Annotated in this window: 14 protein-coding genes; 5 read left to right on the plus strand and 9 right to left on the minus strand. The window is 57.1% G+C overall.

Annotated features, from left to right (window positions below; translation table 11 throughout):
- Nucleotides 1–40: 40 nt before the first annotated feature.
- The 6 genes from FHG12_RS04680 to blaOXA all read right to left on the minus strand — a co-directional run bounded on the left by FHG12_RS04680 (nucleotide 41) and on the right by blaOXA (nucleotide 7,378).
- Nucleotides 41–1,156 carry a glycoside hydrolase family 88/105 protein gene (locus FHG12_RS04680; RefSeq protein ID WP_222940409.1) on the minus strand — a complete coding sequence of 372 codons (1,116 nt, stop codon included), beginning with the start codon at nucleotides 1,154–1,156 and terminating at the stop codon, nucleotides 41–43.
- Between the two features lie 68 nt (nucleotides 1,157–1,224).
- Nucleotides 1,225–2,472, minus strand: a complete 1,248-nt coding sequence (locus FHG12_RS04685) for an oligogalacturonate lyase family protein (protein ID WP_139514623.1) — start codon at nucleotides 2,470–2,472, stop codon at nucleotides 1,225–1,227.
- A gap of 52 nt (nucleotides 2,473–2,524) precedes the next feature.
- Complete coding sequence (locus tag FHG12_RS04690) at nucleotides 2,525–4,219, minus strand: GH39 family glycosyl hydrolase (RefSeq protein ID WP_139514624.1); 1,695 nt, start codon at nucleotides 4,217–4,219, stop codon at nucleotides 2,525–2,527.
- 44 nt (nucleotides 4,220–4,263) lie between these two features.
- Nucleotides 4,264–5,049, minus strand: coding sequence for a polysaccharide deacetylase family protein (locus FHG12_RS04695; protein ID WP_139514625.1), 786 nt, complete (start codon nucleotides 5,047–5,049; stop codon nucleotides 4,264–4,266).
- Between the two features lie 829 nt (nucleotides 5,050–5,878).
- A complete protein-coding gene (locus tag FHG12_RS04700; RefSeq protein ID WP_139514626.1) occupies nucleotides 5,879–6,430 on the minus strand; it encodes a GNAT family N-acetyltransferase in 552 nt (183 codons plus the stop codon).
- Between the two features lie 132 nt (nucleotides 6,431–6,562).
- On the minus strand, nucleotides 6,563–7,378 hold the full coding sequence (gene blaOXA, locus FHG12_RS04705; RefSeq protein WP_139514627.1) for a class D beta-lactamase: 816 nt from the start codon (nucleotides 7,376–7,378) through the stop codon (nucleotides 6,563–6,565).
- A 111-nt stretch (nucleotides 7,379–7,489) separates the two neighbouring features.
- Here blaOXA and proB point away from each other — a divergent pair, with 111 nt between their 5' ends.
- A complete protein-coding gene (gene proB / locus FHG12_RS04710; protein WP_139514628.1) occupies nucleotides 7,490–8,572 on the plus strand; it encodes a glutamate 5-kinase in 1,083 nt (360 codons plus the stop codon).
- A gap of 227 nt (nucleotides 8,573–8,799) precedes the next feature.
- Complete coding sequence (locus FHG12_RS04715; protein WP_139514629.1) at nucleotides 8,800–10,050, plus strand: glutamate-5-semialdehyde dehydrogenase; 1,251 nt, start codon at nucleotides 8,800–8,802, stop codon at nucleotides 10,048–10,050.
- 11 nt (nucleotides 10,051–10,061) lie between these two features.
- Here the strand turns inward: FHG12_RS04715 and FHG12_RS04720 are convergent, their stop codons facing one another.
- Nucleotides 10,062–10,880, minus strand: a complete 819-nt coding sequence (locus FHG12_RS04720) for a GNAT family N-acetyltransferase (RefSeq protein ID WP_139514630.1) — start codon at nucleotides 10,878–10,880, stop codon at nucleotides 10,062–10,064.
- A 209-nt stretch (nucleotides 10,881–11,089) separates the two neighbouring features.
- Here FHG12_RS04720 and FHG12_RS04725 point away from each other — a divergent pair, with 209 nt between their 5' ends.
- The gene (locus FHG12_RS04725; protein WP_139514631.1) at nucleotides 11,090–16,639 is read left to right on the plus strand and encodes an alpha-2-macroglobulin; all 5,550 of its coding nucleotides are present in this window, start codon (nucleotides 11,090–11,092) and stop codon (nucleotides 16,637–16,639) included.
- A 451-nt stretch (nucleotides 16,640–17,090) separates the two neighbouring features.
- Here FHG12_RS04725 and FHG12_RS04730 read toward each other — a convergent pair whose 3' ends face one another.
- Nucleotides 17,091–19,823, minus strand: coding sequence for a S8/S53 family peptidase (locus FHG12_RS04730; protein WP_139514632.1), 2,733 nt, complete (start codon nucleotides 19,821–19,823; stop codon nucleotides 17,091–17,093).
- A gap of 490 nt (nucleotides 19,824–20,313) precedes the next feature.
- On the opposite strand from FHG12_RS04730, the gene FHG12_RS04735 reads away from it, so the two are divergent.
- Both FHG12_RS04735 and pbpC read left to right on the plus strand, forming a co-directional pair.
- Nucleotides 20,314–21,099, plus strand: a complete 786-nt coding sequence (locus tag FHG12_RS04735) for a protease inhibitor I42 family protein (RefSeq protein ID WP_165699304.1) — start codon at nucleotides 20,314–20,316, stop codon at nucleotides 21,097–21,099.
- Between the two features lie 151 nt (nucleotides 21,100–21,250).
- Nucleotides 21,251–23,512 (plus strand): penicillin-binding protein 1C, encoded by a 2,262-nt coding sequence (pbpC, locus tag FHG12_RS04740; protein ID WP_230471292.1) that lies wholly within the window; start codon nucleotides 21,251–21,253, stop codon nucleotides 23,510–23,512.
- Nucleotides 23,513–23,553: 41 nt separating this feature from the next.
- On the opposite strand, the gene FHG12_RS04745 is transcribed toward pbpC, so the two are convergent.
- Nucleotides 23,554–23,949, minus strand: a complete 396-nt coding sequence (locus FHG12_RS04745; protein WP_139514635.1) for a DUF779 domain-containing protein — start codon at nucleotides 23,947–23,949, stop codon at nucleotides 23,554–23,556.
- Nucleotides 23,950–24,091: the final 142 nt, after the last annotated feature.

Consider the following 24,091-nt stretch of genomic DNA (forward strand, 5'->3'; position numbering starts at 1 on the left):
TCCTCAACTGAAGAGGGGAACTAGTCTTTAATTTTTAGTTCTATTTCAGCTTGTACAACTCACTGCCGGCCAGCAGGAAGCAGCCCAAGCCGTAGTCTTCAAAATCGGGGCGGGAAGTGAGCGATACGGGCTGGCCGTCTTTGGGCTCTTTGCCGGTGCCCTGCACATAGGCCAACGAACCGTCGCGCTGCACGCACTCTTTGGCCATGGCATTCCAGGCTTTGATCACGATGGGCTTGTATACTTTGCTGTCCAACAGGCCCTTATTCATACCCCAGGTCATGCCGTAAACGAACAATGCGGTGCCCGAAAGCTCCTTGCCGCCGAAGTGCGTCGGGTCGTGCAGGCTCACGTTCCAGTAGCCATCCGCACGTTGCAAGGGCGGCAGCGCCTTCATCATGCTCATGTACATCTGCTCGTATTCTTCGCGGTGCGGCGCGTCTTTGGGCATAATGTCGAGTACGCGCACCATGGCCGCCACTACCCAACCGTTGCCGCGGCTCCAGTAGCAATCTTCGCCGTTGGGCTCTTTGTACGGCGGCACAAAGTCCTTATCGCGCCACCAAAGCTGGTCTTGTGGGTTGTAGAGGCCGTTGGTACCGTGCTGCGTTTTCGAGTAGTTGTAGATCTGGTACATCTTCTCGAAGTAGGCATTGTCCTTATACAGCACGCCCAGGCGAGCATATACCGGCATAGCCATCTGCAAGGCATCAATCCAGTTCCAGTCGTCGATTTTGTCGCTCTGCACCATCAGGTCGATGCTGGCCTTGATGTCGTGAATGCGCTCGGGCTTGGGGTCGATCAGGTACAGATCAATGTAGGTCTGGCCGGCGCACTGGTCGTCGGCGTTGCGATCGGTGATGCCTTTGCGCAGGCCCCAGTTGTGCTTCTGGCCCCAGTCCACGGCATAGTCGTAGTAGCGCTGCTGCTTATCGGTGTTGTAGAGCGCCATCAAGCCTTCGTAGTACACGCCCCGCGTCCAGATGTTGCTGGGCCGCGCGATGTTGGTCACGATTTCCTTGCCGGGGTCCGGCCACTTCTTCATGAAGTAGGCATTGGCCAAGGTCATCTTCTTCAGAATGTCCTTCTGCTTGGGCAGTTTTTGGGCCTGTAGCGGCAAAGCAGCCAGCGCGAAGAACAAGCTCATCCACCGCATCGCACTTCCAAAAGCTCCTTTTCTCATGATCCGTATCTATCAGTTAATCAATCGCTTACCAAACACACTCATTTACCTGCTTTCCCGACACTGCCCTTCGCAGCCGGAGCCAGCTCCACGGCGTACACTTGTTCGCTGCCTTCAAAATTGGCTCTGAAAATCAGCCACTTACCATCGGGTGAGAAGTGAATGTTGGGCTCCAGCTTGTAGCCGTGGGCCTTCATGTTCACCAGCTTTTCCGAGCGAAACTTGTCGCCTTCGGGGTGAAAAAGGTAGATCCAAGTGCCGTTCTGGGCCTTCGCGACTTGGCCGGCATCGCCGCCGTCGCCGGCAAACAGCTTCTGATCGGGCGAGATGGTAAAGTGGATAGACCACTCGTCGCGGGTCATCTGGTATTTCTTTTCCTGACCGGTTTGTAAGTTGGCGCCTGTCAGGTAGAAGGTGGCGCCGCGCGGCAGCTGGTTGTCGAACCAGATGGTTTTGCCGTCGGGGCTAAAGAACTCATGCCCAGCGATTTCCATGTCCATCGTACGCTTGTGCACGAGCTTCACGGCTTTGGTTTTGGTATTGATCGTCCAGATGCGATCCACCTTGTGCCACGGGCCTTCGTGGCAGAACATGAGCAGGTTGGGGTCGGTGGGCGAAAACTGCACGTGGTTGAGCCAGGCGCTGTCGGTAAACAGCTTGTCGAGCTTCGCCGTCTGCACGTTCACCGTAAAGAGCGTGCGCGGCAGCTTCGACTCGTAAATGCGGTTGAAATAATCGGACTTCTCCGGATACTTCTTCGAAATCTCCTTCTCCGCATCTGTCGACCACGCACCACCCAGCTGGGTTTCGTCGGCGTTGAGCGAGGTAATGCTGGCCTTGAAATCTTTGGGGAACACGAATACGCGCCGCGTTTTCTTGGTGTCGATGTTGGTGGCGTACACCGTATCCTGCGTCTGGTAATACACGTCGCGGTGCTTGGGCGCGACAATCTCGCCGCTCACCTGCGCGAAGTGGCGCGTCAGCGGCTCGGCCTGTAAGGTCTTCAGATTCAAGGCATAAAGCTGCTTTCCCTGCGCGTCGGTGTGATAAAACACCATCTTATCGCCGGCACCGGCAGCGCCCTTCACAAACGGATTGTTGTGAAAGTAGAAGCTGGCGTTGTTGCCGCTTACCTTATCGGTTAGGCGCACGACTTTGTGGCCGGTATCCTTATCAATCCACTGCGCGGGCATCGGCTTTTGCGAGCCAGTTTCCAGTTGGGCCTGGGCTTGAGCGTTTACGCTGAAGAGAACCAAGCAACCGCTCAGGAAGGCATGTAAGTTTTTCATTATCAGTTGATTATTTACACGTTTCATACTCTTCAAAACTGCATTCTTAGGGTTACCACGTCAGCTTGTACAAGGCCACGGCTTGGCGCGGCAACTCTGTTTTCAGCCGCACCTCTCCTTTGGTGACGGTAGCCTTGCTCGGCGCGGCAAACTGCTGTAGCTGACCCGCTTTTTCGAGTTGGGCAACTTGCGCGGCGGTGGGCTGCTGGGGCGAGCCCATTTTCTGCCACGCCGTGTAGGAGTTGCTGTGCGTCTGGTCGATGCGGTACTGGATTACCTGCACGCTTTTGGCTGCACCGAGGCCTCGCACGACTACTTCTACCGGCGAAGCGGGCGCGGGCAGGTTGTCGTCGTGGTAGTTCCAGACCATTACGGTAGCGGCGTTAGCGGTAGTATCGCGGGCGGCCAGAGCGTTCACATCGGGAGCGCGGCGCACGCTGGAGTCGCGCACGGCCAGCGTGTTGTAGGCCATGTTGCCGGTCACGGCCACGCGGTTGCCACGCATCATGCCATACATCCGAAACACGTTCAGCACCGGCTTATCGACGCCGTTGGTAGCCAGATCGCGGAAGCCATAGAACCACGGCGTGTTCTCGAACTCAAAAGCCCACGTAACGGCGCCTTTGAAATTAACTTTATGATAGTCAGCTAGTTCGTATTTGCGCGCAAACGCTGCGGCCGTATAGCTGGCGTAGAGCGTGCCGTTGCGGTAGGCGTTTTCGGGGTTGGTTTTCATGCCGCAAGCCGCGCAGCCTTCCGGGTCCGACTCGCCGATGATGATGGGCAAGCGACTGAACTCCGGATAGGAAGCCACAATCTGGAAGCCCGTCGAGATCTGACGCAGTTGCGTACCCAAGTTCATTTGCACTGCTCCGTTGACTACGCGTGGGGCGCCTTTGGCGTGAAACGCAATGAAATCGAGCGGCGAACCGGTCTGGCCCGTGACGTAGTTTTTGCCGCTGCGGCAGTGTTCCATGAAGGCTTTCAGAAAAGCCGCTGCCTTGGCATTGCCCGGCCCCGTAATGTGCGGACCGCCCACTTTGGCGGTTGGTAGCGCACGGCGCACGGCGCCCATGGAGTAGTCGTAGAGCTTTTGGTATTCCTCGGGCGTGCCGCCCCAGTACGGTGCATCGGGTTCGTTCCATAGCTCCCAGTACCAGCTTTCGACCTCAGCTTTGCCGTAACGCTGCACCGAATGCAGCACCCATTGGCGTACCAGCTCGGCAAACTTCTCGTAGTCTTTCGGCGGATAGCGCCAGCCGGTATGAATGGCCTCGTAGGGCTTGCCCGGCTCCCACTGGTGCTGGTAGGGCTGGGGCTTGGTCGAGAGCGCCTCCGGCATAAACCCGATCTCCGCCAGCGGCTTCATGCCCCGCTTGATGTAGCTGTCGAAAATCTTATCGATGATGGTCCAGTTGTAGACCGGGCGGCCGTTGGCATCTTCGGTGTAGGCGTTGGTCGAACCCCATTTCAGAGCCGCCGTGCCGTCGCCGGTGTTAAGTAGGTTGTGCACCCGCACGTACACCGGCGTCGGGCTGAGAGCAGCCAGCTCCGAGAGCAGCTTTTGGCCGTCCTTCATGTAGGTGTAGTTGGGTTCGTCGTAACCAAACCAGGCCCACACGGGGTCCATGCGGCCTTTGGGTTGCGTGAGATCAACTTGGATAGTGACAGTAGGAAACGGCTTGCCAGTGGAAGTCTGCGCCTGGGCGTTTCCCGTTACGCTCAGCCATAAAAACAGCCCTAGCATACTGTTTGGCAGCTTTATCAACATGCGCGCAAGAAATTCATTTTTCATTGCGCCGACTTTGGAATGGTCAGGCTGAGCTTTTGCGCAGCTTCCGACACGTTGATGTATTTGGCCAGATCCCGCAGGGCAATCACCCGGTAGTGGTTGTCGTGTAGGTATTTCATATACTCTTCAAATAGAGCCGGTTGTGTAGTCACCCAGTCGTGCTCGTAGTCGGGTATGCCGTGCACCGTGAGCACCACGATCTTGCCGTTTTTGGCTTGTTGTAAGGCATTCATAATCAAAGCCTTATTATCCGTCTTCATTGTGAAGCCTGGAACCAGGTACGGATGATCGACCAAAGGATTGTAGGCACGATCGTAGCCGGCGCGGGCGAAGAGGTAGCCTTTCTCTTTTAGCACCTCGAAGGCGGTGGGCGCCGTGTCGTAGCCGGGATACGCGAAGGTGACGGGCCGCGGAATCTGGTATGTCTGGCAGCGCTTTTCGAGGGAATCTAGCTCGGCTACCAGCTGCGGCTTGGTCAGCTTATTGACGTGCTTGTGCGTGAGCGTATGGTTGGCCACCTCGAAGCCCATGCGGTCGAGCTGCCGGATCTGCTGCCAGCTCATGTACTTGGTTTTGTCGGCGAAATTGGGCGGAAACTCGCAGACGAAAAACGTGCCTCCGAAGCCGTATTTCTTCAGCAGCGGCGCCACAAACGCGGCGTGTGTCACCGGCCCATCGTCGAAGGTGAGCACGACGAGCTTATCCGGAATGGGCTGGCGCACGATCTGGGCACCGGCCACCATCGCAGCAAGCCAGCAAAGGACAAACAGGCATCCTCGTTTCATACAAACAAGTCCGCGCCGGGAAGGTGGGCGCCAAGAGTGGTGGGATGGTATCCAAGTAACGCGAATACCTCGCCCCAACCCTCCTGTACTGTTCGGTATGACGTAAACTAGATGAAATTGGCCCTTTGTCAGACTGGATGGCAGAAACTATACAACGGCCGATCGCGCGGGGCTCTGGCCTGTGTGTACCATGTGCAGAGCTCTGACCTGCGTCGTCCACGCCAGTTGTGCCATGCTGCACTGCTGGTTCTGGCCGGAGGCCGGCGAAGTAGATACGGGGCAAAGCTCCGCGCCATCAACGGGAACGACAATATCCGCTTTTACATTACATATCTCAAGGTACCACCACGCGTACCCGCGTACAGGTATTGTTGTGAATCTCAACCACCAGTTCGGGCACATCTGTATTCATATATCTCCCGCGCAGATCCTTGCCAAAGCGGACAGAAAGGCTTGCCTTGGGAGCAGGAAGTTTAGTACAATCCAAGACGTAACAGACTTGCGTGTCGGCCTGATCTTTTCCGTGCGAATAATTTGGCTGTCCTAATAGAGAAAAAAGACGCTTGGAAGGCTGATTGACAAAGAAGCCTTGGTGCTGTGCGATACTTCCATAATGGACTTTGCGATAGTTCGAACACACTGTTGTGTCGCGCTGCCATTGCACAGGATCAAATGTGGTATCCGGGTATCTCGCCTCTTGCGGGGAGCGCTGTTGACATCCCACTAGCAGCGCAAACCCCCATAGTACCCCCCACGACGCTCCCTCACCAGTGATAGTGTTCACCATAACACATGGTATCCATTAGTCAATATTTCGAAACCGGTTTCTTTACCGTTGTAGAACCAAAATGGGCTCATTGTTATAAGTAGTGCGAGCAATTTCCTGGAAGCCGAACTTATGGGCAACTCGCAGAGAAGCAGCGTTATCCGGGTCGATGATGCAGGCAATTTGCTTGGGTTCGAAATGCTGCTCTCCCCAATCTAAGGCCGCTTGCACAGCTTCTGTCGCATAGCCTAGGCCGTGCACCCGCGGCGCCAGCACCCACCCGATTTCCGGCATCCCCTCGATGGAGGGCATAAGATCGCGGCGAAAGTCGGCGAAGCCGACGTTGCCGACGAACCGGCCGGTGCTCTTTTCTTCAACGCCCCAGTAGCCGTAGCCCATCAGGCTCCAATGTCCTTGCTGGGCGATCATCCGGCGCCATACTTCTTCCCTTTTTTGCGGCTTCCCACCCAGGTAGCGGAAAAACTCGGGATCTGACCACATGATAAGAAACTCATCTAAATCCTGAGTTTGGAGGCCGCGCAGCCGTAGTCGCTCGGTTTCGAGAACAGGAGTTAGGGGCTGGATTTGGGTTGCGTAGGAAGAAGAGACGGGCATGCCGCCAAGATATAGAATGTCGTCAGATCAAGCCAAGCCGGCGAGCTACAGGCAAGCACATCGACATTCACTATTTATTATAAATAATTGATTATCAATTATTTATAATAAAGCATTCTAAATAACGCCCGCTTACTGCATCAGTTGAAACTCTTGACGCAGGATCTTTTCGGTGATGGCCCGGCGACCCTGAATAAATTCTTGGGTGGCCGGACCGCCGTTTTTGGGCTCCATGTTCAGGGCGAAGAAATAGGCCTGTCCATTTTGCTCGACCCAGCCTACGAACCAGCCGTTGTGGTTGCTTTTGCCGGCGCGCCAGAAGCCCGTCCAGCCGGTTTTGCCGCGCAGCATCCAGTTTGGGCCTTTGCCCAGGACCAGCAAGGCTTTCACGGCGTCTTGGTGGCGCTTGGCGATGGGCAGTTTTCCGCTCTGGAAGCGCCGCAAGAAATCAATTTGCTCGAACTGCGTGATGCGCGAAGTGCCGGTGAGCCAAAAGGTATCGACGGTGGCTGCGGTTACGTTCATGCGGCCAAATTTTAGCTTGGCCAGCCACGTTTGGTAGCGCGCCGCGCCGATGCGCCGCGCCAGCTGCTGGTAACACGGCACGCACGACACGCGCAGGGCTTGGGCGTAGGGCATGTCGGTGTTCCAAGCGGCAATTTCGCGTTGTACGCCGTCCCAGTGGCAGATTTCGCTGGTGTCGCGCAGGGCGCCGGCTTCGAGGCCAATAAGCGTATTGGGGATTTTGAAAGTCGAAGCGGGCAGAAAGCCTTCGCGGCAGCGCGAAAGGTTGTAGGCCGTGTATTGGTTAGCTTTGGCGTCGAACAGCAGAAACGAACCTTCTACGCCCTGCTCGTCGAAGTATTTCCGAAAGTCGCGCTCCGTCACGCGTTGGGCAGGCGCCAGAAAGTAACACAAGAGAAAAACGGGCAACAGCAGCAGGCGCATCAGGGAGGAAGTTTAGCGTGGGAAGTTCTAAAATTACGGTCTCCTGCGCAGTTCGGCTTACCTTCTGCCTCTCAAAAGCTGCCGGGCTAGCCCTTTACCGACCTTTGCATCATGGCGCTTCCCTACAAAAGAATCATTGTTAAAATTGGCTCCAACGTGCTCACGCAAGCCGATGGCCTTCCCGACGCCGCCCGCATCGAGCACCTAGTGGCCCAGATTGCGGCGCTCAAAGCGCAGGGCTTGGAGGTGATTGTGGTGTCGTCGGGGGCCGTGGCGTCGGGGCGCAGCCTGATCAAGATTTCGGATAAAGCCGACGCCGTAACGAGCCGCCAACTGCTGGCTTCGGTGGGGCAGGTGAAGCTGCTAACGCTGTACGCCGAGCTGTTTGGCCAGCACCAGCTGGTGTGCTCGCAGGTGCTCGTGACCAAAGAGGATTTTCGCGACCGCGTGCACTACCTCAACATGCAGAACTGCTTCCGGGCGCTGCTGCAACACAACATCGTGCCCATCGTGAATGAGAACGACGTGATTTCGGTCACCGAACTCATGTTTACCGACAACGACGAGCTGGCTGGCCTTATCGCCTCCATGCTCGATGCCGATGCGCTGCTGATCTTGAGCAACGTCGACGGCATTTTCAACGGCGACCCCAAGAACCCCGCTTCCGAGCTCATCGCCGAAATTGCTCCCACGACCACCAGCTTTTCGTCGTTCGTGACCACGCAGCGCTCGCAATTCGGGCGCGGCGGCATGATTACGAAGTGCCACATGGCTCACAAAGTGGCGCAACTGGGCATCACGGTGCACATTGCCAACGGCAAAACCGATAACGTGCTGCCGCGGCTGCTTCAGGAGGACGTAGCCAACACGAGATTTCTGCCCAACAAATCGGCTTCGGGCAAAAAGAAGTGGATCGCGCATTCCGAGAGCGCGGCCAAAGGAGCCGTGCGGGTAAATGCCGGCGCCAAAACCGCCCTCACCGACGCCACGCACGCCGTGAGCCTGCTACCCATAGGTGTCGTGAGCATCATCGGCGAGTTTCAAAAAGGCGACATCATCCGCCTGCTCGACGAACACGAAAAGCCCATCGGCCTAGGCATCGCCGAATACAGCTCCGAAAAAGCGCAGGAGCGCCTCGGCCAAAAAAACCAAAAGCCACTGGTGCATTATGATTATCTTTTCATAAATACTTGATTATAAATCATTTATAAACACAAACTAAAAAACAGAGCTAAGGCTAGTTCCCCTCCTCAGCTGAGGAGGGGTTAGGGGTGGTTGGCCTCGGCAGGTGGTTGCTAGAGTTAGTTTTAGTTGTCGTTCAACGATTATCACCCCCCCCTGGCCCCTCCTCAGCTGAGGAGGGGAACTAGCTTTAATCTTAGCCTTAGTTCTACTCAAGTTCTGAATTCTATTTTCTGCTCATGAATCTTCAAGCCACCTTCGAAAGTACCCGAGAGGCCAGCCGCGGCTTAGGATTGGTGCCTACCGAAACGATAGATGCGCTGCTGCTCGACCTAGCGGAAACCGCCGTGGCGCAAACACCTTTCCTGCTAGCCGAAAACGAGAAGGACCTCGCCCGCATGGCGCCCGACGATCCGAAATACGACCGGCTGACCCTGACTTCTGCGCGCATCCAAGCCATCGCCGACGACATCCGGAACGTGGCCAGGCTAACATCACCATTGGGCGAGATGCTGCTGCAAAAGGAGCTACCCAATGGCTTGCAAATCAGCAAGGTGCGTGTGCCGTTGGGAGTGGTAGGCGTTATCTACGAAGCCCGCCCGAACGTGACGTTCGATGTGTTTTCGCTGTGCTTCAAAACCGGCAATGCCTGCATCCTGAAAGGCGGCAGCGACGCGGCGTATTCCAACGCCGCGATCATGACCGTGATCCAGGAGGTAATTCTGCGCCATAACCTCGACCCCGCCATTGTTGCGCTGCTTCCCCCCGACCGCCAAGCCACCGAAGCGCTCCTGCAAGCCGTGGGATTCGTGGACGTTCTGATTCCGCGGGGCAGTCAGCAACTCATTGATTTTGTGCGCAGTAACGCCAAAGTACCCGTCATTGAAACCGGCGCGGGCATTGTGCATACCTACTTCGACGAAACCGCCGATTTAGCCAAAGGCCGGGCCATTGTCGCGAATGCCAAAACCCGTCGCGTGAGCGTCTGCAATGCCCTAGACTGCCTGCTGCTGCATCAAGCTCGCTTGGTTGATTTGCCGGCGTTGGTGGCACCTTTGGCTGCGGCCAACGTCCTGCTCTATGCTGATGCCCAAGCCTTTACGGCCCTGCGCGGCCTGTACCCCACGGATATGTTGCAGCCTGCCACGGACGAGCATTTCGGCACCGAGTTTTTGTCTTTGAAAATGGCCGTCAAGACGGTTAATAATCTGGAAGAAGCGCTCACGCACATCGCGCACCACAGCTCTAAGCACAGCGAAGCCATCGTTTCGGAAAGCCCGGCGCACATCGAGCAGTTTCTGAACAGCGTGGATGCCGCCGCCGTGTATGCCAACGCCTCCACCGCCTTCACCGACGGCGCACAATTCGGCTTAGGGGCCGAAATCGGCATCAGCACGCAAAAGCTGCACGCTCGCGGCCCGATGGGGCTGGAAGAACTCACCAGCTATAAGTGGATTGTACGCGGCGACGGACAAATTCGCAATGGCTAATTACCTCTAAATCAATCAGATACTAATTGCCACTTGGTGCGGGTGTACGCAATGCGGAAACCATGTTTCTCGGCATTTCGCTGCGATTGACTGCCGGGCGATGCACCCATCATGGCAATGGTACAGCCTTGTTGGGCAGCGTATTGCAGCCGTGCATTAAGCAACGCAAGCTGCGCCCCTTGCCGCCGACCGGCCGCAATTGTGCTGGCGCCGGCCAGCAGGGCAACGCCGTCGTAGATGTAGAGGCCACCAGCGGCAATGGGCTCGTCGTGCAGGGCTGCCAGAAAGGGAAATGCGCCTGCGGTGTTGGCCGTGATCTGGCCTAATTCGAGGATAAAATCCGAGAGGTCGGGCATTTCGGTGCTCCACCCCTGCGCCAAGGTGCGAGCCCAGCGCTCCTCTTCTCCGGTTGCAATCAGGCGCGTAGCTAAGTGTTTATTATCAGCAATCTGATAATCAAGATCTTCTGTAAGATCGCGATACAGGACGCTGGTGTATTCTATCGGCTGATAGCCTCGCTCGTTCAACAAACTCAACAGCTCAGCATCGGCCATCGGACTGATTTCGTGCAAAATAGGCGCGCTCCGTTCTGTGAAAAACGCCTCCAGCTTATCCAGATCCGGATGCGTGACCTCGCCGAAAAGCCCCAGGCCAAAAGTCTGCGTCAGCGGCGACTCTGGGCCATCGAACATGGCATAAGTACCGGCAACCTCAATCCACTGCGCCTTGCTTTCCGGGAAGAGGCTGGCGCGTGCTTCTACAAAGGCCGCATTCGCCCGCGCTTCGGTGCGCTCCAATTGCTGCGCTAATTGTTGATCGGAGTATATCATTACCAAGATTTAAGCAGTCAAATAAAACATTAAAGGGCTAGACAAAAAGAGTTTATAGGCATCTTTAATCCAGCCTTCCTGCCGTGATGGCTTGCTCTTATTATCTCTACTAGTTAGGTGAATTTATTAGCCTAACCGAAACCACAATACCCGCCCAAATATCCCGTTTTCTCTATACCTTCCGGCGCCCTCCGTTACTCCCTTTTCCCATGATTTCCTCCCGATTGCTTCGCCTGCCCCTGCTGGTGCTGTTGGCTTTGCTATGCGCTTGTTCCAAGTCTAGTTCTGATGGCGATGCGGCGTCTGGCTCACCGGAGGGAGAGGAAATTTCGCCGTATCAAAACATCGTTTTCACTTTCGATGAACCGCTGGGCCAAGGCAAAGTAAGTCACTGGGATACTGTGCAGTACGTGCAGTTTGAACCGGCCGTGCGCGGCAAGTTCAAATGGACTGGCGACCGCGAACTGACTTTTTCGCCGCAGGAGCCGTTTCGGCCGGCCACGGCGTTTCAGGCGGCGTGGCGACCTAGCGCGCTAGCTGCAGCAAAAGAAAAAAGCCTGCCGAAGCTCAGCCGCAGCCGCTTCCATACGCCCGATCTGCGCATGAAAGATCCGCAGGTGTTCTGGAGCCAGAGCCGGCGGGCGGCAGGCACGGCCGAAATGCGCGCCAACCTGCTGTTCAACTACGCTGTGCGCCCCGCCGACGTGCAACCGCTCTTGCGCATTACGCAGGACGGGCGGCCAGTGGCGTTCGAGGTGGTCAATTCCACGCAAGCCGACAGCGTTGTAGGCGTGGCTCTGACGCAAGATGTGCGCGTGGGCGAACCCCTAAAGCTCGAAATTGCCTCTGGCCTGCGCGCTATTGGCAGCGACCGCGGCACCAAGTCACCGTTGGCGGCCCAAGTAGCGGTGCCCGATCAACAGACCTTGCTGGTGCGCGAAGTAACGCCCTCGCTTGTGGATGGCGAGCCAATCATCACGGTGCTTACCAACCAGCCGGTGTCAGCCGACGAAATCACGCCGTTGATTGCGGTGCAGCCAGCCGTGGCGTTTTCGGTGGAAGCCTTGGAAAGCGGCTTTGTGCTGAAAGGTGGCTTCGATGTGGATAAGACCTACCAAGTAAGCCTACGCAGCGGTTTGCGCGGCGCCCTGGGCGGTCAGCTGGCCGAGCCGTTTACCCAAACCGTGTCTTTCGTTGATGAGCGGCCCACGCTCTCCTTTGCCAACGGCGACAAGGCCATGTACCTCGACGCGCTGGGCGCTCGCAACCTCGGCATTCGGGTTTCGGAGATTGAAAAGGTGCAGGTGACGATCGCGAAAGTGTACGCCAACAACATCCAGCAGCTTTTGCGCGGCGGCACCCAGTATGGCTACCCCGAGTACAACGAAGAGGATGGCGAGTCCGACCAAGGCGAAGACGGCGAATACATCGACCGCTCCTTCCAGTATTACGACGTCGAAAACCTCGGCAACGTGCTCTCTGAGCGCACTTACACGGTATCGGGCTTGCCCAAGCAACAGGGAATGAGGCTCTTGAATCTGAGCTTTAAAGACCTTGAATTCACGGGGCCGCTCAAAGGGCTGTACGTGGTGAAAATACAGGACACCGAGCGGCAATGGCTGCAAGTGTCGAAGCTGGTGGCCGTAACGGACATCGGGCTGATTGTGAAGCAGGGCAAGGCCGGCAGTACGCTGGTATTTGCCAACTCCATCCGCAACGCCAAGCCGCTTTCGGGCGTGGAGGTGCGGTTTGTGAGCTCCAACAACCAGATCATGGGCAAGGGCGTCACCAACCGCGAGGGCGTGGCCAAGTTCGACAGCACCGCCCAGAACGGCCGCTTCCGCCTGAGCATGGTTACAGCCCTGAGCGGCAACGACTTCACCTTCCTCGACTTACCGCGCAGCCGCGTCGAAACGTCGCGCTTTGAGGTGGGCGGCCTGCAAAGCAACGCGGCGCGCTACCAAGCCTTTCTGTACGGCGACCGCGACCTCTACCGCCCCGGCGATACCATCCGGACCAACACCGTGGTGCGCACCGAAGACTGGAAAAGTCCGCCCGCCAATCTGCCGGTGAAAATCCGGTTGCTGCTGCCCACGGGCAAGGAATACGCGAGCCTGCGCAAGAAGCTCACAGCGGCGGGCTCGTTCGAATCGAGCTTTATTCTGCCCCCGGCCGTGATGACGGGCCTCTACACGCTGGAAGTGCTCACCGGCAACGACGTGCTGCTCACCTCCCGCAAAATCAGCGTGGAAGAGTTTATCCCCGACCGCCTGAAAGTGACCGTAAAGGCCGCGCCCGCCGTGGCAAAGCCCGGCCAAAGCGTTTCTACTAATATCGTGGCTACCAACCTCTTCGGGCCACCGGCTGCCGATCGCAAGTTTGAAGTAGAGTTCTCGCTGAAAGAAAAGCCCTTCCACCCCAAGCAGTACGCCGACTACAGCTTTAGCATCAGCAGCGGCGAGCGCCGCAAGGGCAATTACGGCAACCAAGAATCAACGCCGATCTCGGACCGCTTCGAGAAAACCGTGCGCGAAGGCACCACTTTCACAAATGGCTCTGGCACTGCCATTTACGAAATACCGGATTACAAAGACCTTGGTACGCTGGAAGGCACCGCGTTCGCGACGGTGTTCGACGAAAGCGGCCGGCCAGTAAACCGCCTCGCCACCTTTGAGGTGCAGACGCAACCGGTACTGTTCGGCGTGAAAAACTTACCGGAGCTCATCAGCACGAAACAGGCGCTGCCGCTGGAGTTTGTGGCCCTCACGCCCGGCGGCCAGCCGATTACCGCGCAGGCCCAAATCCAGGTGGTGCGGCTGCTGTGGGAAACGGTGATTGAGCGCCAGGGTGGCCGCTACGTGTACAATTCGCAGAAGCGCGAGCAGCCGATTTTGAGCCAAACGCGCTCGATTAGCGGCAGTAGTAAGTTGGAATTCACGCCATTGTATTCGGGTGAGTACGAGGTGCGCGTGTCGCGGCCGGGCGCGCAGACCTACGTGGCCAGCCATTTTTACGCTTACGGCTACGGCGATACGCAGAGCAACTCCTTCGAAGTCAACAACGAAGGCGAGGTGACTATTGAGGCCGACAAGGAGAAATACCAGCCCGGCGAAACGGCCAATCTGCTGCTGAAAACGCCCTTCGCCGGCCGCGTGCTCGTGACCGTGGAGCGCGACCGCGTGCTGGACCATTTCTACGTGAACACCGACGAGAAATCGGCCCGCGTCAGCATCCCGATTCGGGGCAATCACGTGCCGAATATCTACGTCACGGCCACCGCCATCCGCGAAATCACCGACAACCGCCTGCCGCTCACCGTGGCCCGCGGCTTCGTGCCCCTGACGGTAGAAAAGCCCGCCGCCCGCCTGCAAGTGGCGCTCAACGTGCCCCAGCAAAGCCGCTCGCAAACCTGGCAAACCATTGAGGCGACCACCGCGCCCGGCGCCAACGTGACGCTGGCCGTGGTAGACGAAGGCATCCTGCAAATGAAGGATTACCGCACGCCCGACCCCTACGGCTATTTCTACCAGAAGCGCGCCCTGGAAGTCTCGGCTTACGACGTATATCCGTTCCTGCTGCCCGAACTCGGCACCAGCAGCTCCGGCGGCGACGGCTACGACCTTTCGCGCCGCACTACGCCCGTGCCTTCGCGCCGCGTGAAGCTGCTGGCCAAATGGAGCGGCGTGCTCCGCGCCGACGCCAGCGGCAAAGTGCGCTACCGCGTGCGCATTCCGCAATTCTCTGGTGCAGTGCGTGTTATGGCCGCCGCCTACAAAGACGACGCCTTTGGCTCCGCCGAACGCGCCATGCGCATCGCCGATCCGGTGGTCATCAGCACCAGCCTCCCCCGCTTCCTAAGCCCCGGCGACACGATTGACGTGCCAGTGACGCTGACGAATACGACAAAGGAAAAAATAACTGGCACTTTGTATATTGGTCCTAAAGGGCCCATTGAAGTGTTAAATACTCCTTTGATAGAGAAAGGAACTGGCCTTGGAGAAGTCAGCTCTACTACCGATGAAGTTGACATTTCAAGCAATAGCGAGAGGCGAGTTGTGTTTAAGTTGAAGGCCAAACAAGCCTTCGGGAATAGCCTAGTGAGAGTAGCTTTTGAAGTGCACAGTCCAACTCTTCTCAAGCCGGGACATCACAACAAATCCTACCACGAGGAAAATGAACTCCCAGTCCGACCCGCTTCGCCGCTAGAAAAGCGCACCGGCTCCGGCATCGTAAAAGGCGGCAGTGGGCAAACGCTGAACCTGAAAACCGACTTCCTGCCTTCGTCGCTGCGGAGCCAGCTGGTGGTGAGCCGCTCGCCGATGACGGAGTTTGCCAAAGACCTGCGCTACCTGCTGCAATACCCGTACGGCTGCCTGGAGCAAACCGTGTCGGCGGCGTTTCCGCAGCTGTATTACGGCGATCTGGCGGCTACGCTGGGGCAGCAAGGCAAGGCCACGCGCTTCAACCCCAACTACAACGTGCAGGAAGCCATCCGCAAAATCGAGTCGCAGCAACTCTACAACGGCTCGCTCAGCTACTGGCCCGGCGGCGACTACGACAACTGGTGGGCCACGGCCTACGCCGCGCACTTCCTGCTGGAAGCCCAGCGCGCCGGTTTCGACGTGAATAAGTCGGTGCTGGACAAGGTGTTGCGCTACCTGCAATTCCGCAACCGCAAGCGCGAAACCGAGCCCTACCAGTACTTCGACGCCAACAACATCGCGCGCCAGAAAACCATCGCCAAAAAGGAAATTGCCTACGGCCTGTACGTGCTCGCGCTGGCCGGACGCCAGGATGCCGTGGCGCAGAACTACTACAAAGCCAACCGCCAGCTGCTGGCTCAGGATTCTAAGTTCCTGCTGGCTTGCACGTTCTCGCTCAACGGCAACGTGAATAGCTTCCGCAATATGCTGCCCACCAAGTTCGGCGGCGAAACCGCGGCGGCCCGCGCCCTGGATGGCTCATTCTACTCGCCCATTCGCGATGAAGCCTTGGTGCTGAACGCCTTGCTGGAAGCCGACCCCGGCAACTCGCAAGTAACCATGCTCACACGCCAGCTCAGCCGGCAAATGAAGCAGGCTGGCTGGCTGAATACCCAGGAACGGGCCTTTGCCTTGCTGGCCTTGGGCAAAGTAGCCCGCCAGAACGCCAACAGCACCGTAACCGCCTTGCTACTAGCTGATAACAAGCTGGTTGGCAGCTTCACAGGTAACAACTTGACTATCAACACGATATCAAATAGACAAATTTCTATGCGCACCAGTGGCGTGGGCAGCCTCTATTATTTCTGGGAGATGGAAGGCATTTCGCCCACCAACACCGTGCGCGAAGAAGACGCCTATCTGAAAGTGCGGCGCACGTTTTTGGACCGGAATGGCAATGCCGTAGGTGCTGCTTCTTTCAAGCAAAATGATTTGGTGGTAGTCCGCATCACGATTCAGGCAGCGGACGCAGCCGGCGAGGTTAAAAACGTGGCCATCACCGACTTGCTGCCCGCGGGGCTGGAAATTGAAAACCCACGCATCGGCGCCGTCCGCGACCTGACCTGGGCCAAGGACGCCGCCCAACCCGATTACCTCGACCTGCGTGACGACCGCATCAATCTGTTCACCACCGTCACGGGCACACCGAAGAATTTCTACTACGTCGCGCGGGCCGTATCAAAGGGCACCTTCCGCCTAGGCCCCGTAAGCGCCGACGCGATGTACAACGCTGAGTATCACAGCTACAATGGCGCTGGCGTAGTGCGGGTACGCTAGAAACTCCCCTCCTCAGCTGAGGAGGGGACGCCGTCGCGAAGCGGCGGCTGGGGTGGTTGACCTCGTTGCTAATGTTGTTTAGCGTGCCCTCTCCCAAAAGTTCTCAAAAGGCGGTCCTGCTGAGCTTGCCGAAGCATTTCTACTGGTCAGTAATCCCAACGAAGCGGGAGAGATGCTTCGGCAAGCTCAGCAGGACGTTCTAATTCGGCATGCCGGTCTACAGAAAGACCTTCTATGGATAGGGCTTTCTGGAGAAACAATCAAATAACGTCGTCAACCACCCCTAGCCCCTCCTCAGGTGAGGAGGGGAACTAGACTCTAGCTTTTTAGCCTTGGCTCTCTAGCCTTAGCCTCGTAGCTGCTAACTTCTACTTTTGTTGATCATTCGGGCATAAAAAAGGCCCTGCTCGGTGGAGCAGGGCCTTTTTTATGCCCGAATGATCAACAGAGCTTACTGAAGCACCAGACGCTGGGTATTAACTGTTTCGCCCGTTTTTACCTTAAACAGGTAAGTGCCTTTTGCTAAGCCACTTGCGTCGAACTGCACTTGGTGATTGCCGGCAGCTTCGGCGCCGGTTACTAGGGTTTTTACCTTGCGGCCCATGGCGTTATACACTTCCACGCTCACCGGGCCTTCCTGCGCCAAGTTGTAGGTAATGGTAGTGCTGCCCGTGAAGGGGTTCGGGTAAGCTTTGGTTTCGTTGACCAAAAGAGCCGAAGCTTTATCGGCCAAGGTGCTGCTGGCCACGGCTTGAGCGGCTGGCTGGGTCAGGGCGTTGTACTGCGGGAAAGTACGAGTGGCGATCACCGCGAAGTCGGCACGGGTAACGGTTTGTGACGGCTTGAAGGTGGCGTGCACCGTGGGAAACAAATCGTATGGCCCTTGCTTAACGGTGTAGTACGCATTGATCAGGTTCAGCTCCAGCGCGATGCTCACGTAGCCTTCCAGGCCGGCCGGAATGCTGGCTGCGTCATCCACCGGGATGGTTTTGCCATCTACCTGCACAGTTACCGCTTTGCCGTTGCGACCGAGGGCACTTTGTTGGAAGCCCAGGCCTTGCACCAGCGAGTAAGCCAGGGAAGCACGGTTTACCAAAGCACCCGGCGAGAATTTACCGGTCGCGGTGGGCAGCATTACGCCGTTGTACAGATTAAAGCGATCGCGCAAAGCAGCACCCTTAGCAGCAACAGATTCTGTCAGAAGAATTTCGCTGGCGGCCACGTCGGAGAAGGTGCGCGAGCCGTCGGTGGGGAAGTACTGCTTGATGCCCTGGCCCATGAGCAGGTAGTCGGCCAGCTGAATGCGGGTAAGCGGCGCATCGGGCTTGAAGCCGGTAGCAAGGCCATCGACGAGGCGATTGGTAACGGCCATCTTGATGGAAGCTTCGGCCGGGTGGCCTACAATGTCAGCGAGGTTGGTCGTGCCGCTGGGCGTCAGCAGCGAGATCTTGCCGGTCACTGTTTCGGGCAATGCTATCCCGCGCACACCGTCGACTTTCAACGTCCAGGTGCCGCCAACGGGCGACGCTACTGCCACACTGCGGTCGGTGCTCAGCGTGAACGTAACGGGAGTGCCGGAGCTGTACTGCACGCCGTTGGGATCAATCAGAATGAGATTGGTGAGGTTGCCCGTCTGGCCTAGCAACCCGGTAGAAGATATTTTGGCTTCTAGGCTATTGGTGCCGGCAGCTACCGAGAAAGTAAACTGGTTGCCCGTCGTGAGCACGGGATTGTAGTTCACCGTAAACGGAATGTTGGTAGTCTGCGCGTTCACGCTGCTGTTGAAGCGGCGGGTAGCATTCACCGTCGAGCCAAAATCCGTGGAGCGGAAAGCCTTATCTACAGCGGCATAAGCGTTGATGTAGCCCGAGCCAACTTCCCAGGTTTCGTGGCCGGGCATGTTGGTAGCGGTTTTCTGGATAATATCTTTTACCTGAGACGGCGACAGTGAAGGTTTGGCTTCCAGAATCAGGGCGACCACCCCGGCCACGTGCGGCGTAGCCATAGAAGTGCCGCTCATGTGGGTGTAGAACGGAATCAGTGCCGGAGGTAATGCAGCAGCATCGGTTTGGGCTCCTAAAGAGGAAACGGGTGCAACGGCACGGGTCGAAACCACATCCACGCCCGGTGCTATGATGACGGGCTCGTTTTTGTAAGTCCAGGTTTCGCCGTCCACGACAATAGTGCCCTGCTCGCCACGTACGCCGCGGGAAGAAAAGTCAGCCAACAGCCCGTTGCGGTCGCCGGCACCTACCGAAATGGTCCAGGGGGCAATAGCGTACGGGTTGTGAGTATCGGCGCCAGGGCCTTCGTTGCCCGCCGCAAATACCACCACCATGCCACGGTCGTAGCACTTTTTGGTTACTACGTTAATGGGGTCGTTGGGGTCAAACGCTCCGCTGCTCCCGAAGGAGTTGCTGATTACGCGGATGTTATACTGAAACTGGTGCGTAAGCGCATAGTCGAATCCGCCAATGGCATCCAGCACGAGCAGTGCCCCACCCGAACCGTAGCCGAGCAGCGAAGCCCCAGGCGCAACGCCTTCGTATTTGCCCGACGAACGAGCGCCGCTCCCGCCCACGATGCCCGCGCAATGCGTACCGTGGCCCGAGTTGGTGTCAGTATTGGGCACTCCTTCCAAATAAGTCACCGGAAGCATCGCATCCAGCGAGTTTAAGTTGGTAGAACCTAATGTATTCTGTACCAGATGAGTACTAAACTTGATGTCTTCGTGGGTTCCGTCTACGCCGCTGTCGTTGATGAGCACGCCAATACCCTTGCCGGAAACCGGCGTACCGTTGTTGCGAGCCGTGATTTGCGCATCGGTCCGCAGGCGCTTCACGCCGGTCAGGTTGGTATCGTCGTAGTTGTAATAATCAAGCTTCTTGTTGATATACAACGACTTCACTTGTGGGTTTTGGGCCAGCGCATTCACCTGCGCAGCCGTAGCCAACACGCCAGCTACGGGCAGTGCCCGAAACGATATGCCCTTGGTAATGCCAAGTTGCTGCAACAAAGCGAGTTGGGCAGGCTGCGGTGCTCCGTCACCTTGGAAAGTGACGATTACTTGGGCAATTGGGGTGGTTTGCAGTGCGGCACGCAAAGCGGGATCTACGGTTGCCTGCCCAAATAAGCTACTGGCCTTGAGGCCAGCCAAGACGAGAACTGCGAAGAGTTTCTTCATGGGTAAAGGTTTGGTGATAAGCTGTTTGGTGGGGGAAAGGAGAAAAAAAGGACAAAAGGAGCCGGCCGCCACGTATGGCGCTTTCTCGAAAAGCAGTAAGTAGCACCTAAGGCCAAGCCCGAAACAGGCTTTTATCGGCTCTGCATCATCTACGAGATGCCCTGAAAATGGGATTCACCTCAAATGTGATTTTTGTAAAAAAATTGTCTTTATATTGAAATTGTCTTTATATAAATTCAATTATTTGTAATTATTGTAATATTTTCACCTTTATGGATATTTATATAAAGCACTAATAGTCAACGAGTACCCTTTGAGACAACGGTAACTAACCTATCTCTGGGCTAGCTTCTAAACGGGTTATGCAGCTTTCTAGAGGCCTACGAAGTGCAGGTTGCAACGGTTTTAGCAAGAAGCTGAGCTATAGCCTTTTAATTCGGATGCCGTAGAACTGAACCATGCCTTGCTATCGAGCCTCCTACTTATGAAAATGCCCCGGCTGCTTCCTGTAGCATTTCGTGAAAGTGTTGCCGCGCTGTATGTTCTGCTCGTTTTGGGAAGTGCCCGGCCCCAGTCGTTATGGGCGCAAAACCAGAATCAGCAGCACACGAGCATTGTCACGCTGACGGCTGAAAGCTCGGGTAAGCCGCTACAGCTATCGCTAGGCGATGTGCTTATTATCCGACTCCCGGCGGCTGGCGGTCCCGGTCCCGCGTGGCGGGTAATGGACCTCGTACCCGGTATGCTCGCCCTGACTAGTAACACCAAACTACCGGGCATCCTGAGCGGCGTACCCGGCGCACCCTTCACCCAAGAGCTTCGCTTTCAAACGATTGGCCCAGGTGGCCAGATGCTAACATTGGTTTCCGTCGCGCCAGGCAGGAGCTATTCGCCCATTGGCGACTTATTCCAGACGTATGTAACTGTTGATCAGCCGGGAGTAGCCAAAAACGTCAGTTTCAGCGAGCGCGGCAACCGAAGCCAAGTCACCGTCAACAAAGGCGACCAACTGACCGTGCAACTCGAAACGACAGTTGGGTCTACGTTTCAGTGGGAAGCTGTTCCGGTGTCCAATGGCATTGTGAAGCTGGTAAAGCAGCAAGTGGGGCCCGACAAGCCTCGAAAGAAAGTCAAAGTAGGCGCGCCCGAGGACGTGGTTTTTCAATACCAAGCGTTAAATTCCGGACAAACTACCGTCAAGTTTCTTTACCGCGATACTGCCGACAACGAGGCCCCGCCGAAGCGCACATTTGAGCTGGCCGTGACGGTGCCCTAAGCCTCGCGGCTTGCGCGGCCTGAGCTTCGGAAGTGGCTTTTTACCTTGCCGCATGAATGCTGCCGCGCCCTGGCGCTATGTCCGCTCCCTATGGCCTCGTTTTCGGGGCGTTGCGGTGGTATTGTTCCTTTTTTGTGTGATCGCTTGGGGCTTGGACAGAGCGTTTCCGTTGCCCCCCACGCCGCAGTACTCCCCCATTGTCACGGCAGCTGATGGCTCGGTGCTGCATGCTTTTCTGAACCCCACCCAGAAGTGGCGGATGAAAACGGAGCTGCGCGAAATCACCCCGGCGCTGCGCAAAGCCATTGTGGCGAAGGAAGACCGCTGGTTTTATTGGCATTTCGGCGTGAACCCCTTCGCGCTTGTGCAAGCGGCAGCCCGCAACCTGTTTGGCCGTGGCCGCACCACCGGCGCTAGCACCATCACGATGCAAGTGGCGCGGCTTCTGGAACCTAAGGAGCGCACCGTGGGCAACAAGCTGCTGGAAATAGTGCGTGCCGTGCAACTGGAAGCGCACTATAGCAAAGCCGAGATCCTGCAACTCTACCTCAACCTAGTGCCGTACGGCGGCAACGTTGAAGGCGTAAAATCAGCCGCTTTGCTGTACTTCCAGCAACCCCCTGATTATCTGTCGCTTGCCCAAACCATTACACTGGCAGTCATTCCGAACCGGCCCCGGGGCTTGGTGCTGGGTCGAAACAACGGGGCCGTCCGGCGCGAGCGCAACCGCTGGCTGCGCCGTTTTGGCGCGGAAGGCTTATTTGCCAGGCAGGACATCGCCGATGCCTTGCTAGAACCCCTTGAGGTGCAGCGACATGCCGCCCCCACCCTGGCTCCGCACCTGGCGCGGCGGCTCGTGCGGCAACATCCAAGGCAAGCCATTATTGCCTCTACCCTCAGCCGCAGCAAGCAAACCAAAGCCGAAGATCTGACGCGCAACTACGTGCGTCGCCTGCACGAATTGGGCATTTCGAATGCGGCCGTATTGGTCGTCAACAACCGCACCCGGGCCGTGGAGGCTTATGTGGGCTCAGCCGATTTTCAGGATGCTTTTACCCAAGGCCAAGTCGATGGCATTCAGGCCGTTCGCTCGCCGGGCAGCACGCTGAAGCCCTTTCTGTACGCCCTGGCCTTTGATCGCGGCTTGGTGACGCCCAAGCTGGTTTTGCCTGATGTGCCCACCAATTTTGCGGGCTACCGGCCCGAAAATTTCGATAAACATTGCAATGGCGAAGTGACGCTGGAGCGGGCCTTGGCCTTTTCGCTGAACATCCCGGCAGTGCGGGTGCTCTCCGAAATGGGCGTCGCGACGTTTACGGACAAGCTGCGGGAGGCGGGTTTCCAACGCGTGGGCCGCGATGCACCGCGGTTAGGCTTATCGACCATTTTGGGCGGTTGCGGGGCTTCGTTGGAAGAGCTTACCAATCTGTTTGTTACGCTGGCGAATAGCGGCAGATACGCGCCCTTGCAATGGATTGTAAGTCGGCCAAATGCTACGGCGTCTCCCGCTCGATCCAAGGGCGAGGTGGCTTTGGTGTCGGATGGGGCGGCCTTTCTGGTTACCGATATTCTTTCGCAGCTGACGCGGCCCGATTTGCCGGTTAGCTACGAAAGCAGCACGCACTTGCCCAAAATTGCCTGGAAAACCGGTACCAGCTACGGTCGCCGCGATGCCTGGAGCATTGGCTACAACCGCGAATACACGATCGGCGTCTGGATTGGAAATTTCAGCGGGCAGGGCGCGCCGGCGCTTACCGGCGCCGACGTGGCCACACCGTTGCTATTCGACCTGTTTAATACGATTGCCTACAACTCGCCGAACGACTGGTTTCAGCCGCCGGCCTCTTTGGATTTTCGCTTGGTGTGCGCCGAAACTGGTCAGCTGCCGGGGGCGAATTGCCCTAATCAGCTCATCGATTATTTCCTGCCGGGCACGTCTTCTACCCAGCGTTGCGAGCACCAAAAGGAAGTGTTGCTGTCGGCGGATGGTCGCTATGCATATTGCCGGGCGTGCGCGCCGGTTGCGGGTTTCCGGCGGGAGCTTTATCCTAATATGTTGCCCGAAATAGTGGCCTACAAGGAAACCCAAGGCATTCCGTACCGTCGCTTGCCGCCACACAACCCGGAGTGCCAGCTCGTGCGCGGCGGTGCCGAACGCGCGCCCAGCATCACGTCGCCGCTACCCAACACTGAATACGTGCTCAACCGTGGCGAAAAGCAGCAATTGCTGCTCAGCTGCACCACCGACAACGAGGTGCGCCAAGTGTATTGGTATGTAAATGATCGGTTTCTGCGCGCGGCGGCGGCTACTGAGCGCGTCTTTTTTCGGCCCGCGCCTGGGCCGCTCAAAATTTCCTGCGCCGACGATCACGGCCGCAACACAGATATTCGGGTGATTGTGAGCGAGTTATAAAGCCAATAAGCTCTTATTATAAGCATTTGACTATCAAACACTTATAACTCTGGCACTTCATCGCCTGCGAACACGGGCGCCATCGCCTGCGATTCTTCTTCCGTGAAAAGCCGCGAGCGAATGAGGAAACGCACGCCCAAAGGGATTTCGAGTGAAAAGCTGGCGCCGCGGCCTTTCGTCACGTCGACGGTGAGTTGGGTGTGCTTCCAGTACTCAAACTGGCTGGCGCTCATAAAGAAATCGCAGCCGTAGATGCGGCCGAGCCACACATCGCTCCCCCCGACTCTGAACTCGCCGGCGGCAAAACACATGGGCGACGAGCCATCGCAACAGCCGCCGCTCTGGTGAAACATCAGGGGGCCGTGTTCCTCGCGGAGCAAATCGATAACAGCTTCAGCAGCAGGCGTCACCAAGACGCGGGGTGTGAGGGTGGGCATGGCAAATGAATGAATTAGCGGACGTGACGCCGACAGGTACGAACAACACCCGTGCGCCGCCGGAGCAGCACAAAGCAAGTGTCTCACATACGGTAGTAACACGTTTTAATAGAAACGTGACCTACTGTAAAAAAGACACTTA

Origin of the sequence: Hymenobacter jejuensis (assembly GCF_006337165.1) — a bacterium.
In the GTDB taxonomy this organism is placed as follows: domain Bacteria; phylum Bacteroidota; class Bacteroidia; order Cytophagales; family Hymenobacteraceae; genus Hymenobacter; species Hymenobacter jejuensis.

Coding starts and splice junctions, on each gene's coding strand:
- FHG12_RS04680 (WP_222940409.1), bottom strand. CDS start 1,156: ATGCGGTGGATGAGCTTGTTCTTCGCGCTGGCTGCTTTGCCGCTACAG.
- FHG12_RS04685 (WP_139514623.1), bottom strand. CDS start 2,472: ATGAAAAACTTACATGCCTTCCTGAGCGGTTGCTTGGTTCTCTTCAGC.
- FHG12_RS04690 (WP_139514624.1), bottom strand. CDS start 4,219: ATGCTAGGGCTGTTTTTATGGCTGAGCGTAACGGGAAACGCCCAGGCG.
- FHG12_RS04695 (WP_139514625.1), bottom strand. CDS start 5,049: ATGAAACGAGGATGCCTGTTTGTCCTTTGCTGGCTTGCTGCGATGGTG.
- FHG12_RS04700 (WP_139514626.1), bottom strand. CDS start 6,430: ATGCCCGTCTCTTCTTCCTACGCAACCCAAATCCAGCCCCTAACTCCT.
- blaOXA (WP_139514627.1), bottom strand. CDS start 7,378: ATGCGCCTGCTGCTGTTGCCCGTTTTTCTCTTGTGTTACTTTCTGGCG.
- proB (WP_139514628.1), top strand. CDS start 7,490: ATGGCGCTTCCCTACAAAAGAATCATTGTTAAAATTGGCTCCAACGTG.
- FHG12_RS04715 (WP_139514629.1), top strand. CDS start 8,800: ATGAATCTTCAAGCCACCTTCGAAAGTACCCGAGAGGCCAGCCGCGGC.
- FHG12_RS04720 (WP_139514630.1), bottom strand. CDS start 10,880: ATGATATACTCCGATCAACAATTAGCGCAGCAATTGGAGCGCACCGAA.
- FHG12_RS04725 (WP_139514631.1), top strand. CDS start 11,090: ATGATTTCCTCCCGATTGCTTCGCCTGCCCCTGCTGGTGCTGTTGGCT.
- FHG12_RS04730 (WP_139514632.1), bottom strand. CDS start 19,823: ATGAAGAAACTCTTCGCAGTTCTCGTCTTGGCTGGCCTCAAGGCCAGT.
- FHG12_RS04735 (WP_165699304.1), top strand. CDS start 20,314: ATGCCCCGGCTGCTTCCTGTAGCATTTCGTGAAAGTGTTGCCGCGCTG.
- FHG12_RS04745 (WP_139514635.1), bottom strand. CDS start 23,949: ATGCCCACCCTCACACCCCGCGTCTTGGTGACGCCTGCTGCTGAAGCT.